Genomic DNA, 15,334 nt, shown 5'->3' with positions numbered 1-15,334 from the left:
GCCGCAGCTATTAGCGGCACGCAGTGCAATAGCCCTAGGCGCCGCAGGTTCTTAGGGCTGCTGCATGATCAGCGTTTGCGTGGCCATCGGCGCCGGAAAGTCAGCGCTGCCCAAGGTATCTTTAATCACCTTGTTGCTGGCAAAAAACACCTGGCCATAGTTACTTGGCTGGCAATAGGGACGCACCGCCAGCACCGGTCCGAGCAGATTAAACTCGAGAATCTCGACATCCACGGCAGGCTCTGCCAAGACATTCGGCACCGCGCTAAGGCGGGCTTTGAGCAAGTCAATGGCGGCCTGGTAATCAGCAGCGTTGGATAACTGGGCCAGCAGATCAACCCGGCGATAGGCGTTGTGGCTTAAGTTCTGGATATTGTCGGCAAAAATCTTATTGTTGCCCACCAGCGTCAGGATGTTGTCGGCGGTATTAATCGCGGTCACAAACAAGCCAATTTCGGTCACTGTGCCGGTAACCCCTCCCGCGCAAATCACATCGCCTACCTTGAACGGGCGCAACACGATAATAAAACCGCCAGCCGCCAGGTTGGCCAACAACCCCGACCACGCCAGACCAATCGCCAGGCCTACGGCGGCCAGCAAGGCGGCAAAAGTGGTGGTCTGCACACCGAGATAACCGAGCACACCAATAACCAGCAGGATATTCAGGGTCACGGTAATAAACGAGCCGACATAACGCAGCACTGTCGGATCAACGTTCTGCCGACCTAACGAGCTCTGTACCAACCCCACGGAAAACCGAATAAGCCAGCGGCCGATCAGCCAAAAAGCCAGCGAAGCTAATACCTTGACGCCAAACTCTGCGCCGTACTGAGTGACCAGCATCATCAAGGCATTGGCTTTTTCAGTCCCTGCATTCACCAGCGTTGTTTGATCCATAACAGATTCCTTAGTGGGTAAAGTAGCGGGCAAAACTAGCATGCTGCAGGCTTTGCCTCTATCGCGCCGCGCACCACTGGCGCTAGGCCACTACAATTACATAAGGCAAACAACTACCCCGCCGTGCGACCACTTGGCCGGCGGCCAGCGCCTATGCCAACAGCGTATACACTCCAATTAACCGCTGCGTTTTTGGTACCGCCCCATGCACTTGCGCCACCTGACTGGTTTGCTGCTGATTAGCCTGCTTGCCGCGCTGCCGGTCGCCGCGCTGCACGCTCAGGAAACCTTGCGCATCCTGACCTGGCCAGGCTATGCCGACAGCGATCTGGTCGAGGAGTTTGCCAGCCGCTACGGAGTCAAGGTCGAGGTGACATTTATCGACACCGACGAAGTACTGCGGGCCAAGATAAGCCGCCATCAGGGTGGCGATTACGATGTATTTGCCGCCAACACCGCCGAGATGCAGCACTACATCGACCAACAGTTAGTGCAACCGCTACAGCTGGCCGACATCCCCAACACCAAACGCCAACTCTGGCGCTTTCGCAACCTGCAAAGCATTCCCGGCATTAGCCGCGACGGCACTATTTACGCCGTGCCTTACACCTTCGCCGAGATGGGCCTGATCTATGATCGCGCCCAGTTCAGTAGCCCGCCCAGCTCGTTGGCCAGTATGTGGGACCCTCAGTACCAGGGCCGGGTACTGGCCTACGATGGCGCCACCCATAATTTTTCCATCACCAACCTGCTGCTCGGCGGCGCGCCGTTTCAAATCAAGGACGCCGAGTTTGCCGCCGTCAGTGCCAAGCTGCTTGAACTGCGCCGTAACGTGCTGACCTTCTACACCCTGCCACAAGAGTCGGTAGAACTCTTTCGCCAGCACAAGATCGCCCTGCTGTACGCCAACTATGGTCGTCAGCAACTCAAACTCCTGCTGGAGGCCGGCGTCGACGCGGGCTATGTCATCCCCCAAGAAGGCGCCCTGTCTTGGCTCGATTGCTGGGCCGTCAGTCGCGGCGCCAAAAATCCACGCCTGGCCGCAGACTGGATCAACTTCACCCTCGAGCCGCGCATCAGTCAGGAGCTGAGCCGCCGTCAAGGGCTCTCCAACACCCTCGAAGCGGGCACTGAAAACAGCAATCTGGACAAAATAATCTGGCTGGAGCCGGCCGAAGATGACGCCCGCCGCGCGCAACTCTGGAGCCGCATTCGCTCCGGCGAGCGGCTGCCAACACTCTCCGGCCCAGAGTCGGCCCCGATGAACAGCCAGCCATGAACTACAGCATCCGTTTTAAGCTCAGCTGCGCCTTTACCCTGTTCGGCATTTTGCTCACGGTGCTGATCGGCTACTACGCCTATGCCACCAGCCGCAGCATGCTGCTGAGCGCTGCCGAACGGGATCTGCTGACCGCCACCCAAGTGCTGGGGCGCAACCTGCAGTCAAGCCTGGCCAACGCCACCCAAGACTTGCGCCTGCTCTACAGCCTGCCGCAGACCCGTAACCTGGTTGAACGCGCCGGCAAAAACCGGGCAGCCGAAGAGGCTAGCGAGCTAGCCGAGACCTTTAGCAACCTGCTCAAGCTGCATCCGCAGTACTTGCAGATTCGCCTGATCGGCACCGCTGAGCATGGGCTGGAGCGCGTGCGGGTGGAGCGCGATGGCCAGCAGTTAGTGCGCAGCAGCGCCGCGCAACTGCAAGAGAAAGCCCACCTACCTTACGTCTTTCAAGCGCGAACACTGCCGCCTGGCAGCGTGTATTTATCGCCGATCACCATCAACCATGAGCTCGGTGCCCACTCAGGTCTTAATCAGCCGACCATCACCCTCTCCAGCCCACTCGCCAGCAGTGCCAACCCCAACAGCACCAGCGACCTGATGGTGTTAAACATCGGTCTTAACCAGCTATTTCAACAGCTGCAAAGTGACTTGCCGCCGCACTATCAGGTGTTTTTAAGCAACGAACTGGGCGATATCTTGATTCACCCGGATGCCAGCCAAACCTTTGGCTTCGACGGTGGCCGGCGCATCTTGCTGCAAGACAGCTTTCCGGCCGTCGCCGACTTACTGCTCGGCAGCCAGCTGGCCATCAAGAGTCGATCAACCCAGGACCAAAGCCTAGTGGCCAGCTTTGTGCGCCTGCAGCTGGATGAACACGACACTCAGCGTTTCGTGATCCTGGGCCTGGCGCAACCCGCGGCATTTATCGTCAGCGATGCGCACCAACTGGGCTGGGGCATCGCCAAGGTTGTCGCCATCCTGAGCCTGCTAACGGTATTGCTGGCGGCGTTGACCGCGCGCGCAATTACCCGCCCACTGCACCAGATGATGGTCTCAATCAAGGGTTTCGCCCGTGATCGCAGCGTCCTTGAGCTGCCGGTGTTGCGCAGCGATGAACTCGGCCAGCTGGCGCGTAGCTTTCATGACATGCAGCTGAAAATCCTTGAGCAGCTCAACGAACTGCAAGCCAGCCGCAACGCCCTCGTCCACCTGGCCCAGCATGACCCCCTGACCGGCCTGCCCAATCGCCGCTGCTTCTTTGAGCGCCTGGAGCACGCCATCGCCAATGCCCGCCGCAGCGGCAAACCGCTGGCCGTGCTGTTCGTTGACCTGGACCACTTCAAACAGATCAACGACCATCTCGGCCACGGGATTGGCGACCAAGTGCTACAAACCATCGCCCGCCAACTGAGCTCCATCACCCGCGAGGTGGATACCGTGGCACGCCTGGGCGGTGATGAGTTTGTAATCTTGCTGGAGCATTTTGAGCAGACCAAAGACATCCTGCAGATCGTGCAAAAACTCCATGAACGCTTCCAAAGCAGCCTGCTGATTGATGGCCATGAGCTAAACATCCGCGCCAGTATCGGCGTCAGCCTCTACCCGCGCGACGGCATCAGCGCCGAGCAACTGCTGCAATTCGCCGACAGCGCCATGTACAGCGCGAAAAACAGCGGCCGCAACACCTACACCTTCCACTATGGTGGCGAGTATTAAGGCAACTTTCGTAGGGTGGGTTAGCGGCGCCACGCAGGCTCAAAGCCTCAGCTCGCAGTCAGTGCGCCGCGTAACCCACCGAGCGATTTCAGACTCTTTACTGAATTAGCGCTGCATAGGCCCATGTTGGGTTACGCGGCGGCTTAAACCGTTGCGCCGCTTAGGTCACACCACCTGCCGCTAACCCAACCTACGAATGCCCGGTCTCAGGCAGTTAACAACTTGGCGGGGATCAACACATAACTGGGACAGCGCCTTACTAATCACCCTAAATGCCCAGGCCCCGGATAAACGGGGCCTGGGCATTTACCGCAGCGGTCCTTGAGCCTAGTTAGCGGCTGGCCTTGCGGCGCATCGCGGCAGGGGTAAAGCCGCCATCACCGGGGGATGGCTGGCTGAAATCGACCGAGCCACGCTCCTCGCTGTCCAGGCCTTGCACGCTGTAGGTGTGCGCCTGCAGGTCGTGATAGGTATCCAGAGCGCTCCAGGTGGTCGGCAGCTCGTAGTAGTTTTTCAGGTACGCCTGGGACACCCGCCACAATTCGCCACGACCATCGTACTGATCAACCACCGCCGCGCCCCAACTGTCTTCATCGAGGTAGAGCACACGCTTGGAATAGACGTGACGCATACCCGGCTTCAAAGTGCCCTCAACCACCCAGACCCGATGCAGCTCGTAGCGGGTGTAATCGGGGTTGATATGGCCGGGGGTCAGCAGATCGTCGTACTTCACCTCGGGGTTGCCGATGCGGTAGTTATTGTAGGGGATGTAGATCTCTTTCTTGCCCAGCAGCTTCCAGTTGTAGCGATCCGGTGAGCCATTGAACATGTCGGTGTCATCCACGGTGCGCAGGCCATCCACCGCCTCTACCGGGGTTTCATAAGCGACCGTTGGCGCGCGCCGCACCCGCCGCTGACCGGCGTTGTAAGCCCAAGCCTGGCGCGGTTCTTTGACCTGATCGAGGGTCTCATGCACCAGCAGTCCACCACCGGCCAGGCGCGCCGGCGAAGTGCTGAAACCCATGTAATCAAACAGGCTGTTGTTTAACCCGGCGTAATTACCCTTGGGGTCGTAGAAGTGAAACAGCGCTTCGTCCTGGGAGGTGACGATGGATTTATTGCCATTGCTCTGTACCCCGGCTTCGCTGGAACGGCGCACCAGATAGCTGCCGCGATAGCGGGCAATGTGGTTCCACAACGCCTCGACGCCGCTTTGCGGAATAGGGAAAGGCGTGCCGCCATAGGCATCACTAAAGCCGTTACCGCCCTCGAGCAACTTGGCACTGGTGGCATTGGCGAAGGTGTTGTCATACACCCACTGCGGGGCCGCGCCAGTGCGTCGGGAGGTATAAACCGGCATACGAAAGCTGCTTGGATAGGCATTCAGCAAGGCAATTTGCCCCGGTGTCAGATGCGCCTGATATTGCGCCAGATTGGCTTTGCTGATGCTGTACAGCGGCTTATCGGCGGCAAATGGGTCCGGTTGGTGGCTGCCAGCACCTTGATAGTTCGCCGGCGGCTTGCTCAGGCCACCGGTCCAGGCCGGGATACTGCCGCCGGCATTGGCGGCTTGTTCCGCACCGAGCGGGGTGAGGGTGGTTTTCAGCGCGCCGGCCTGGGCGGCCGACACGGCGGCCTGGGCCGGGCTCGCGCCGAGGCTGATGGAAATGGCCAGGGCCAGCAGGGAAAGAGTCTTGGTCATGCAATGAATCTCCATAAGCGCAATGCCCTGGCCCGCTCGCGCCGGCCAGGACTGCGGCATCAGAATGCGTACTTACCGGTCAACGAGACAATATCGCGATCATAGAGGCTGTTAATCCCCAGGTAGTCGGTATAAGCCAGGCCCACTTCAAAGCTGTTCAGGTAGCTGGCGTCCATCCCCAGGGTGTAAGCCTTGCTGCCTTCACTGAAATTGCCGGTCAGGTCCGAGTTGCCCTTGAAGTCATTCTGATAGGCGACATAGGGCGAGAGCTTGACCCCGGCATAGACGTTATTCCAACTGCCGCCCAGCATCACAGTGGCGCCGTAGCTGTCGGCGCTGATCTGGTTGCCCTTGCTGTTGGCGCCGCTGTAGGCCTTGTCGCGGGTGCTGACCAGTTTGCGGGTAGAACCGTCATAGGCAGTGTATTTAAGGCTGTCTCCACGCAGATGCTGAGATGCTACTTCGGCAATGCCGAACAGCGAATCGAAACTGAGCACCTGCCCGAAGTTGTAGATGGTCGACACTGAGGTGTTGAACATCTCTACCCGCCGGTAGTTCTCGAACAGCCCTGCACGGCAGAGTTGCTTGCCCGAGAGATCGGCGCAAGCTTGCGAGGCCGCGACGGAGCTATCGGTGATGGAGCTGCCACCAAGACCTTGCAGCAATACATCACTGAGCAGGTCATCGGTCGCCGAAATACTGATGGGGGCATTCGGCCGGTAGGACACTTCACCCGATACCGACGCATTGCCTACTGTGGTGTTAAAGCTGGTGCCGAACATACGCACGTCTTCCACATAGTCACGCTTGGCAACCGCGTTACCAGCCATGTCCAGAGTGGCGATGGCATAGGCGGCCTGCTGCCCAACGACCCCGCCGAGCGTGGTTGTATCAACCCCTTGGTAGCCGCTCAGATCGATAGCAACCGTTGGCTCTTTGGTGTGGTAGTTGACGAAGTAGAAGCCGAACTCGGTTGAGTTCAGTTCCTCGGCAATATAGTGGAACGCCGCGCCCCACTGGCCGCCGTCACGAGCAGCAATGTCGTTACCGATATTGGCCACCTTGAACGTGCCGGTCGCCGGATCCAAGTAAGAGTTAAGACCATAAGCGCCGTTGCCTAGGAACCCCGGAAAGCCCGCTGCAACCCCCTGATAGCCTGCTATGGCGGGCGCCAAGAGCGGCTCAATGGTGTAGGCCGCATTTCCGCCCGGCCCAAACAAGTCGGTAGTTGCGTAATAGCTGCCCACCGCATCCAGGGTGGTTTCCTTCCAGTTCCACTGGTAATAGGCATCCATCGACAGGTTGTCGGTCAGGCCCAGGTTGAAGCTCAGGGCCTGCAGCGGCACCAATACTTCTTTCAACTCGGACCCTGGGATATGGAACTTGGCCGCGTCCACTGGGTTGGTGGTGTTGATGCCGCCACGATAGAACACCCCCTCGCCCCAGTTGAACACCTGATTACCGGCCCGGGCGCTCAGGGGATGATCGAGCACATCCCAATTGCCGAACACATAGGCGTCAAGAATCTCGGCGTTGCTGGCGGCATCGCGGGTATCTTGGGTGAAGTGATTATCCTGCGGGAAGGCCTGGCTGGGCCGCTCGACTCCACCGGTGGTGGCGTAATAGTCGTTGTGCTGGTCCATGATCTGGGTGTCATAGGCCGCCGTACCGCGCACAAAGGCGCCGTAGTTTTCATAGTTGAGCAGCAGCTCCGAGGTCACCTTAAACACCTGCGAAACCTGGCCGGTGTCAAAGTTGCGGTTGCCGTCATCGGTGTTGATGTCGGAAACATCATCCCGTCCGCTGACCCGCCACACACTGCCATAGGACAGCGTGGTATCCAGCGAACCGCTGACTTGATCATCAGCCAAGCTGATATCGACTGCCTGCGCAGCGCCCGCCACCAACAGGGCCAACAGCCCCATGGTTGCACCGGCTTGCAAGGGGCGGAAACACAACGGCATAGAACGAACGTGCACACTCATCGCGGCTTACCTTTTTAACGCCCAAGATCTAGCCAGCGCTGGCGGCCGGCCTATTGTTGTTATCTCTTGTTTGCAACGGTTGCGAGCCTGGCGATTAGCCGTCGACCACAACCTTTGAAGTCTTGCTAAGGGCGCACTTGTGGCGCGCGGTAGAACATCTATCGCCCCGCGATATGGCACGATAGTACAAGTAACGTAACTGATTGTTACTAACCTTCGACCCGGGCGTCAAGACTAAATTTGCGCCGGCCTGCAACCACCCCTCTTGAGCCTTCGGCCAGAATGCAAAACGCCAGCTCGATGGCTGGCGTTTGCGCGTACTGCGGGATGTTTAACGCGGCACGGCCGGCGGCTTAACAAACTTCGGGCCTTTGCCTTTGCTGGCATCCAGGCGCGCCTTGCTGGCCTCCTTGTTGCGCTGCATGGCGGCGGCCTTGGCTTGCTCGCGCTTGTCCCACGGATTGCCCGTGGCCTCGGTGGCCCGCGGCGGCAAGCCGGTGTGCTGGGTCAACATGGGTTTGCCGGCTTTAGGGCTGCCGGCCGGGGTAGAGTTTTTGCGCCGCGCGCTTTGGTAGCCTTCGGTGGCCGGCTGATGCAGCGGGATCAGCTGGTTCTTGCCCGGCCCGATCAAATCGGCGCGGCCCATGCGGGTCAGGGCTTCGCGCAGCATCGGCCAGCCCTTGGGGTCGTGATAGCGCAAGAAAGCTTTGTGCAGCCGGCGCTGCTCCTCGCTCTTGACGATTTCGACGTTATCGCTCTTGTAGCTCACCTTGCGCAGCGGGTTTTTGCCCGAGTGGTACATGGCGGTGGCGGTGGCCATCGGCGAGGGATAAAACGCCTGCACCTGATCGGCGCGGAAACCGCTGCTTTTCAGCCACAGGGCCAGATTCATCATGTCTTCATCGGTGGTGCCCGGGTGGGCGGCGATAAAGTACGGGATCAGGTACTGCTCCTTGCCCGCCTCCTTGCTGTACTTCTCGAACATGCGCTTGAACTTGTCATAGCTGCCGATGCCCGGCTTCATCATCTTGGTCAGCGGGCCTTCTTCGGTGTGCTCAGGGGCGATCTTCAGGTAGCCACCGACGTGGTGGGTGACCAGCTCCTTGACGTACTCCGGCGACTCGACCGCCAGGTCATAGCGCAGGCCCGAGGCGATCAGGATCTTCTTCACCCCCGGCAAGGCGCGGGCGCTGCGGTACAGCTGAATCAGCGCCGAGTGATCGGTGTTGAGGTTCTCGCAGATACCCGGGAACACGCAGGACGGCTTGCGGCAAGCCGACTCGATTTCCGGGGTTTTGCAGGCGATGCGGTACATGTTGGCGGTCGGCCCGCCGAGGTCGGAAATCACCCCGGTGAAGCCCGGCACCTTGTCGCGAATTTCTTCGATCTCGCGAATGATCGACTCTTCCGAGCGGTTCTGGATGATCCGCCCTTCGTGCTCGGTGATCGAGCAGAAGGTGCAGCCGCCGAAGCAGCCACGCATGATATTCACCGAGAAACGGATCATCTCGTAGGCTGGGATTTTCTCCTTGCCATACGCTGGATGCGGAATGCGCGCGTAGGGCATGCCGAACACGTAGTCCATTTCTTCGGTGGTCATGGGAATCGGCGGCGGCGTGAACCACACATCCACGTCGGCATGCTTCTGCACTAGGGCGCGGGCATTGCCCGGGTTGGTCTCCAGGTGCAGAACGCGGTTAGCGTGGGCATAGAGCACCGAGTCGCCACGGACTTTTTCGAACGACGGCAGGCGGATCACGGTCTTGTCGCGAGTCAGCTTGGGGTGCGGCAACAACTGCACCACCTTGGCCTCGTTCGGATCGTCCTGTGGGCCTTTTTCCTGCTCGATGGCGCAGGCCTGGGTGTCCTGAGTGTTCACGTAGGGGTTGATGATCTTGTCGATCTTGCCCGGCCGGTCGATGCGGGTGGAATCGATCTCGAACCAGTCTTTCGGTGTATCGCGGCGCACAAAAGCAGTGCCGCGCACATCGGTGATGTCTTCGATCTTGTGCCCGTAAGACAAGCGCTGCGCCACTTCGACAATCGCCCGCTCGGCGTTGCCGTAGAGCAGGATGTCGGCGCAAGAGTCGATCAGGATCGAGTTGCGTACCCGGTCCTGCCAGTAGTCGTAATGGGCGATGCGGCGCAATGAGGCCTCGATGCCACCGAGCACGATCGGCACATTCTTGTAGGCTTCTTTGCAGCGCTGGGTATAGACCAGGCTGGCCCGATCCGGGCGCTTGCCGGCCAAACCGCCGGGGGTGTAGGCGTCATCCGAGCGAATTTTCTTGTCGGCGGTGTAGCGGTTGATCATCGAATCCATGTTGCCGGCCGCAACGCCGAAGAACAGGTTCGGCTCACCGAGCTGCATAAAGTCGTCTTTCGACTGCCAGTTCGGCTGGGCGATGATGCCGACGCGAAAGCCTTGCGACTCCAGCAGCCGGCCAATGATCGCCATGCCAAACGATGGGTGATCGACATAGGCATCACCGGTGACGATGATGATGTCGCACGAGTCCCAGCCCAGCTGATCCATCTCTTCCCGGCTCATGGGCAGGAAAGGTGCGGGACCGAAACACTCGGCCCAGTACTTGGGATAGTCAAATAACGGCTTGGCTGCTTGCATGGCGATGACCGATAGAAGTTAAGAGAACCGGTTGGTTCTTAAAGAATTTGGCGGCGCGCAATATAGCACAAAAAATGATCAATCCCGACTATAGCGCTGGGTTTAACCCCTGTCGCGCCAGCCCGACCGAATAGCCGTGCGGCGCCCGCTCAGGATTGCCGATAACGCCGCGGCACCCGCGCCGTAACCTTGCTCAGCAGCTCATAACCAATGGTGCCGCAGGCCTGGGCCACTTCATCGACCGGCAACTGCGCGCCCCATAACTCCACCGCGTCGCCCAATTGCGCCTGCGGCAGGTCGGTGACGTCCACGCTCAACATATCCATGGAAACCCGCCCGACCAACGGCGCGCGCTGCCCGGCAATCAGCACCGGCGTGCCGCTCGGCGCGTGGCGCGGATAGCCATCGGCATAGCCGCAGCTGACGGTGGCGATGCGCGAATCACGGGGCGCCGTCCAACTGGCGCCATAACCGACGGTGTCGCCGGCCGGCACTTCATGCACGCCGATGATTTGCGCGGTCAGGCTCATCGCCGCCTGCAAGCCCAACTCGGCGACGCTTAAGTCAGCAAAGGGCGTGGCGCCGTAGAGCATGATACCGGGGCGCAGCCAGTCCATATGCGCAGCCGGAATGCACAGGATGGCCGCCGAGTTGGCTAGGGAACGCTGGGCGAAATCCAAGTCGAGCAGATCGAGAAACACCTCGACCTGCTGCTCGGTCAAGGGATGGCCACGCTCATCGGCGCAGGCAAAATGGCTGAGCAAGTTCAGCTCCGCCACCTGCGGCGCGCCCTGCAAGCGCTCATGCGCTTCGCGCAACTGCTCGGGACTGAAACCTAGGCGATGCATACCGCTGTCGAGTTTGAGCCAGACCCGCAGCGGAGCTGTCAGCGCACAGGCCAGCAACGCCTCGGCCTGCGCGGCGTCCTGCACCACCACATCCAGCCCCAGCTGCGCCGCAAGCTGGTATTCGCTGGCTTCGAAGCAGCCTTCCAGTAACAGAATCCGCGCGCTGGCATTTACCTCGCGCACCACCAGTGCCTCTTCCAGACAGGCCACGGCAAAACCATCGGCCTGCGCCGCCAATGCCTCGACTACTTCACGCACGCCGTGGCCGTAGGCATTCGCCTTGACCACCGCAAAGGCATAGCGGCCCGGCGCACAACGCTGGGAGAAAGCATAGTTATGGCGGATGGCGGCAAGATCGATAGTGGCAACAAGAGGACGCATGGACACAGCCCTAAAACAAAACGGGCGCCCATCTTAACCGCTGGGCGCCCGTTTTTATTATTGATCTAAATCGGCGCGTCGTTGCCTGGCAAACCGTAGCGAGGCCGTAGGATGCGGTTGAGCGCAGCGATACCCATCACACCAAAGGCGAGAAGCTGAAAGTGGGACTAATCGCAGCGGGATGATCGATGGGTATCGCTACGCTCCACCCATCCTACAAAGGCCTGTAATGTTGCGACGCGATTACTCGTCGTCGAACTGATAACTGCCCGGTGCCAGGTTTTCGAAGCGGGTGTACTTGCCCAGGAAGGCCAGCCGCGTGGTACCAATCGGGCCGTTCCGCTGCTTGCCGATGATGATTTCGGCGATGCCTTTGTACTCGGTCTCTGGGTGATACACCTCGTCGCGGTAGACGAACATGATCACGTCGGCGTCCTGCTCGATGGCGCCGGATTCACGCAAGTCGGAGTTGATCGGGCGCTTGTTTGGCCGCTGCTCCAGCGAGCGGTTGAGCTGGGACAACGCCACCACCGGGCAGTTGAACTCTTTGGCCAGGGCCTTCAAGGAACGGGAAATTTCCGAAATCTCATTGGTGCGGTTGTCGCCGCTGGAGCCGGCGATCTGCATCAGCTGCAGGTAGTCGATCATGATCAACGCCAGCTCGCCGTGCTCGCGCACTAGGCGGCGAGTACGGGCGCGCATTTCCGAGGGGCTAATGCCGGCGGTATCGTCGATAAACAGCTTGCGGTCGTTGAGCAGATTGACCGCCGAGGTCAGGCGCGGCCAATCATCGTCGTCCAAGCGACCGGCGCGCACCTTGGTTTGGTCGATGCGCCCCAGAGACGAGAGCATCCGCATGATCAGCGAGTCACCGGGCATTTCCAGCGAGTAGACCAGCACCGCCTTGTCGCTGCGCAGCACCGCGTTCTCCACCAGGTTCATGGCGAAGGTGGTTTTACCCATCGACGGACGGCCGGCGACGATAATCAAGTCGGCCGGCTGCAGGCCGCTGGTCATTTCATCCAAGTCGGTATAACCGGTGGACAGCCCGGTAATCCCGCCGCCGGTATTAAACAGCGTGTCGATACGATCAATGGCCTTGGTCAGCAAGGCATTCACCGACACCGGGCCGCCGGTTTTCGGCCGTGCCTCGGCGATCTGGAAGATCTTGCGTTCGGCCTCATCGAGAATCTCGGCAGCATTACGGCCTTGCGGATTGAAGGCGCTGTCGGCCACTTCACTGCTGATGCCGATCAACTGGCGCAAGGTGGCGCGCTCACGGACTATCTGCGCATACGCCTTGATGTTGGCCACCGACGGGGTGTTCTTGGCCAACTCGCCGAGATAGGCCAGGCCGCCGGTCTGCGCCGTCTGGCCTTCCTTGTCGAGCATCTCCGACAGGGTCACCACGTCAAACGGCTGGTTATGGTCGGCCAGCTTGGCAATCGCCCGGAAGATCAGGCGATGGTCATGGCGATAAAAATCGCCATCGGAAACCTGATCCAGCACCCGCTCCCAGGCATCGTTATCCAGCATCAAGCCGCCCAGCACGGCCTGTTCGGCCTCGATGGAGTGCGGCGGCACCTTGAGTGCGGCTGTTTGCAGATCGTACTGCTCTGGGGCGGCGATAGTGTTCATGGGTTCCCGCAAATTCTGGTGCTGCACAAAGACAAAAGGCACGTCATCGTTTTCACAATGACGTGCCCAATGTTAGCGAGCCTGCGTTTGCACGCAAGCTCACGGCGACGCTTAGCCGGCTACTACGATCACACGGACGGTAGCTTCAACGTCGGTGTGCAAGTGCACAGCAACGTCGTATTCGCCAGTAGCGCGAATAGTGCCATTCGGCAGACGCACTTCACTCTTAGCCACTTCCACGCCAGAGGCGGTCAGGGCGTCAGCAATGTCGTGAGTACCGATGGAACCGAACAGCTTGCCTTCATCACCCGCGGTAGCGGTGATGGTGACTTCTAGCTCAGCCAGTTGAGCGGCGCGAGATTCGGCGCAAGCCTTCTTCTCAGCAGCAGCTTTTTCCAACTCGGCGCGGCGCACTTCAAACGCAGCCACATTGGCGGCGGTTGCAGCGGTAGCCTTGCGTTGTGGCAGCAAGTAGTTACGACCGTAACCGGCCTTAACATTCACTTTATCGCCCAGGTTGCCCAGGTTGGCGATTTTTTCCAGCAGGATAATTTCCATTTGGTTCAAACCTCTTTAACTTTTAACCTTCACCGTTCGCAGGGCCGGCGCCATTTTTGCGCGCCAGACGACCACGAAAATCAAACAGACTGTCAACCACAGCCAAAAGACAGATCAAGTTCCCGAGTAGCAACACAGCGATATACAGGCCGATTTTCCAGAAACTGGAAAGCCGCTTCATTTCGATCAGACCGTGCCCTAAGGCTAATCCGGCGAAAAACAGCGGCACCATGCAGATCGGTGCCAATACTGCGGCCGGCACTCCCAGCTGCGGTGTCACCAGGACACCTGCCAGCAGGGGTAACGCCACTGTCGACGGTAAACGCACCGCCCGAAACTCTTGGCCGAAGCCACCAGGGTTGTACAACGCCGCTTGCCAGTATCGCGCCAGCACCAAACAAAGCACGCTCGTCACCTGCAATGAGGAAGCGAGCAAACCCGTCACGGTTGCATTCAACGATTCTTGCAAACTGGCCATTTGCTCAGCCGGCACCTTAGCCTCAGCTGCAAACTGCTGGAGTACTTGGCGAACAGCGTCCGCCAATGCCGCAATCAGTTCCGCAGAAGTAGCCCAGAGCACCAGCGCAAACAGCACGCCCAGTACAACACTGGCCAACAACACCCAAGTCCAGGAATCACTGACGCGCAACACCTGCGCCAGTATCAATGTGCCCAGCATGATCAGCAGAATGCTCGGATCACCGAGAAACCACCAAAACACCGCCGGCAACAACGCCCAGATAACAATCGGGAAAGCGTCATTCATGCCACGCCTGAGCAGCACTAGGCTGCCCGCTGCGGCACTTAACCAGAACAACAGCGGCAATGCCGCCGAACCCACCACCGTTAAGGTGGCCTGCATGCGACCGCGCATAATGAACTCTGCTAAGGCACGCATGCGATCTATCCTTTACTGCTTGTCAACTGCCTGGTCTTAGCGGCCGTGGCTGTCGGTGTAAGGCAACAGGGCCAGGAAGCGGGCGCGCTTGATAGCGGTAGCCAGCTGACGCTGATAACGAGCCTTAGTACCGGTGATACGGCTAGGAACGATTTTGCCGGTTTCAGATACATAAGCTTTCAGAGTGTTGAGATCTTTGTAATCGATCTCCTTCACTTCTTCAGCGGTGAAACGGCAGAACTTACGACGACGGAAGAAACGTGCCATGAGAGTGGCTCCTCAATAGATCCGTGGATTACTCGTCAGCGTGGTCGCTGTCGCTGTCATCACTGTCATCGCCATGGGCGGATTCAGAGCCTTCAGGACGGTCACGACGTTCGCGGCGCTCGCTACGATTTTCCTCAGCCTTGAGCATCTCGGACTGGTCGATAACGGCCTCGTCGCGACGGATGACCAGGTTACGGATCACGGCATCGTTGTAACGGAAGTTGTCTTCCAGCTCAGCCAAGGCTTTGCCAGTGCATTCAACGTTCAGCATCACGTAGTGAGCCTTGTGAACATTGTTGATTGCATAGGCCAGTTGACGACGGCCCCAATCTTCCAGGCGGTGAATTTTGCCGCCGTCTTCTTCGATCAGCTTGGTGTAACGCTCAACCATGCCGCCGACTTGCTCGCTTTGGTCCGGGTGAACCAAAAAGATGATTTCGTAATGACGCATAAATGCTCCTTACGGGTTTAGCCTGCCACCAGAGCGGTCAGACAAGGAGTGAATAACACTGTGTGTCTTGCCCATCAGCAAGGTGC

12 protein-coding genes are annotated in these 15,334 nt (G+C 59.2%); 2 read left to right on the top strand and 10 right to left on the bottom strand.

What is annotated here, in order from left to right; translation table 11 throughout:
• Nucleotides 1–51 precede the first annotated feature (51 nt).
• Nucleotides 52–897 (bottom strand): mechanosensitive ion channel family protein, encoded by an 846-nt coding sequence (locus Q8R10_RS18065; protein ID WP_305655263.1) that lies wholly within the window; start codon nucleotides 895–897, stop codon nucleotides 52–54.
• A gap of 205 nt (nucleotides 898–1,102) precedes the next feature.
• Between Q8R10_RS18065 and Q8R10_RS18060 the strand changes: the two genes are divergently transcribed.
• Together Q8R10_RS18060 and Q8R10_RS18055 are read left to right on the top strand one after the other, a co-directional pair.
• A complete protein-coding gene (locus Q8R10_RS18060) occupies nucleotides 1,103–2,176 on the top strand; it encodes an extracellular solute-binding protein (protein ID WP_305655261.1) in 1,074 nt (357 codons plus the stop codon).
• Nucleotides 2,173–3,894, top strand: coding sequence for a diguanylate cyclase domain-containing protein (locus Q8R10_RS18055; protein WP_305655259.1), 1,722 nt, complete (start codon nucleotides 2,173–2,175; stop codon nucleotides 3,892–3,894). The genes Q8R10_RS18060 and Q8R10_RS18055 overlap by 4 nt, the downstream gene beginning before the upstream one ends.
• 331 nt (nucleotides 3,895–4,225) lie before the next feature.
• On the opposite strand, the gene Q8R10_RS18050 is transcribed toward Q8R10_RS18055, so the two are convergent.
• The 9 genes from Q8R10_RS18050 to rpsF form a co-directional block, all read right to left on the bottom strand.
• A complete protein-coding gene (locus tag Q8R10_RS18050; RefSeq protein ID WP_305655257.1) occupies nucleotides 4,226–5,596 on the bottom strand; it encodes a DUF1329 domain-containing protein in 1,371 nt (456 codons plus the stop codon).
• Between the two features lie 59 nt (nucleotides 5,597–5,655).
• Complete coding sequence (locus tag Q8R10_RS18045) at nucleotides 5,656–7,581, bottom strand: DUF1302 domain-containing protein (RefSeq protein ID WP_305655255.1); 1,926 nt, start codon at nucleotides 7,579–7,581, stop codon at nucleotides 5,656–5,658.
• A gap of 331 nt (nucleotides 7,582–7,912) precedes the next feature.
• Nucleotides 7,913–10,207, bottom strand: coding sequence for a YgiQ family radical SAM protein (locus Q8R10_RS18040; protein ID WP_305655254.1), 2,295 nt, complete (start codon nucleotides 10,205–10,207; stop codon nucleotides 7,913–7,915).
• Nucleotides 10,208–10,356: 149 nt separating this feature from the next.
• The gene (alr, locus tag Q8R10_RS18035; RefSeq protein ID WP_305655253.1) at nucleotides 10,357–11,436 is read right to left on the bottom strand and encodes an alanine racemase; all 1,080 of its coding nucleotides are present in this window, start codon (nucleotides 11,434–11,436) and stop codon (nucleotides 10,357–10,359) included.
• Nucleotides 11,437–11,679: 243 nt separating this feature from the next.
• Nucleotides 11,680–13,074, bottom strand: a complete 1,395-nt coding sequence (gene dnaB / locus Q8R10_RS18030; RefSeq protein ID WP_305655252.1) for a replicative DNA helicase — start codon at nucleotides 13,072–13,074, stop codon at nucleotides 11,680–11,682.
• A 111-nt stretch (nucleotides 13,075–13,185) separates the two neighbouring features.
• The gene (rplI, locus tag Q8R10_RS18025; RefSeq protein WP_305655251.1) at nucleotides 13,186–13,632 is read right to left on the bottom strand and encodes a 50S ribosomal protein L9; all 447 of its coding nucleotides are present in this window, start codon (nucleotides 13,630–13,632) and stop codon (nucleotides 13,186–13,188) included.
• A 22-nt stretch (nucleotides 13,633–13,654) separates the two neighbouring features.
• A complete protein-coding gene (locus Q8R10_RS18020) occupies nucleotides 13,655–14,530 on the bottom strand; it encodes a hypothetical protein (protein ID WP_305655250.1) in 876 nt (291 codons plus the stop codon).
• A 36-nt stretch (nucleotides 14,531–14,566) separates the two neighbouring features.
• Entirely contained in the window at nucleotides 14,567–14,797 is a 231-nt protein-coding gene (rpsR, locus tag Q8R10_RS18015; RefSeq protein WP_065757892.1) for a 30S ribosomal protein S18, read from the bottom strand.
• 28 nt (nucleotides 14,798–14,825) lie between these two features.
• On the bottom strand, nucleotides 14,826–15,248 hold the full coding sequence (rpsF, locus tag Q8R10_RS18010; protein ID WP_305655249.1) for a 30S ribosomal protein S6: 423 nt from the start codon (nucleotides 15,246–15,248) through the stop codon (nucleotides 14,826–14,828).
• Nucleotides 15,249–15,334 lie beyond the last annotated feature (86 nt).

This window comes from Pseudomonas sp., from assembly GCF_030698175.1.
In the GTDB taxonomy this organism is placed as follows: Bacteria; Pseudomonadota; Gammaproteobacteria; order Pseudomonadales; family Pseudomonadaceae; genus Aquipseudomonas.
Note: the sequence above shows the minus strand (reverse complement) of the source record. Positions and strands in the feature narration are given on the sequence as shown.

What these genes read in the sequence shown, in the direction of transcription:
- Q8R10_RS18065 (WP_305655263.1), bottom strand. Translation starts at nt 897, where the DNA reads ATGGATCAAACAACGCTGGTGAATGCAGGGACTGAAAAAGCCAATGCC.
- Q8R10_RS18060 (WP_305655261.1), top strand. Translation starts at nt 1,103, where the DNA reads ATGCACTTGCGCCACCTGACTGGTTTGCTGCTGATTAGCCTGCTTGCC.
- Q8R10_RS18055 (WP_305655259.1), top strand. Translation starts at nt 2,173, where the DNA reads ATGAACTACAGCATCCGTTTTAAGCTCAGCTGCGCCTTTACCCTGTTC.
- Q8R10_RS18050 (WP_305655257.1), bottom strand. Translation starts at nt 5,596, where the DNA reads ATGACCAAGACTCTTTCCCTGCTGGCCCTGGCCATTTCCATCAGCCTC.
- Q8R10_RS18045 (WP_305655255.1), bottom strand. Translation starts at nt 7,581, where the DNA reads ATGAGTGTGCACGTTCGTTCTATGCCGTTGTGTTTCCGCCCCTTGCAA.
- Q8R10_RS18040 (WP_305655254.1), bottom strand. Translation starts at nt 10,207, where the DNA reads ATGCAAGCAGCCAAGCCGTTATTTGACTATCCCAAGTACTGGGCCGAG.
- alr (WP_305655253.1), bottom strand. Translation starts at nt 11,436, where the DNA reads ATGCGTCCTCTTGTTGCCACTATCGATCTTGCCGCCATCCGCCATAAC.
- dnaB (WP_305655252.1), bottom strand. Translation starts at nt 13,074, where the DNA reads ATGAACACTATCGCCGCCCCAGAGCAGTACGATCTGCAAACAGCCGCA.
- rplI (WP_305655251.1), bottom strand. Translation starts at nt 13,632, where the DNA reads ATGGAAATTATCCTGCTGGAAAAAATCGCCAACCTGGGCAACCTGGGC.
- Q8R10_RS18020 (WP_305655250.1), bottom strand. Translation starts at nt 14,530, where the DNA reads ATGCGTGCCTTAGCAGAGTTCATTATGCGCGGTCGCATGCAGGCCACC.
- rpsR (WP_065757892.1), bottom strand. Translation starts at nt 14,797, where the DNA reads ATGGCACGTTTCTTCCGTCGTCGTAAGTTCTGCCGTTTCACCGCTGAA.
- rpsF (WP_305655249.1), bottom strand. Translation starts at nt 15,248, where the DNA reads ATGCGTCATTACGAAATCATCTTTTTGGTTCACCCGGACCAAAGCGAG.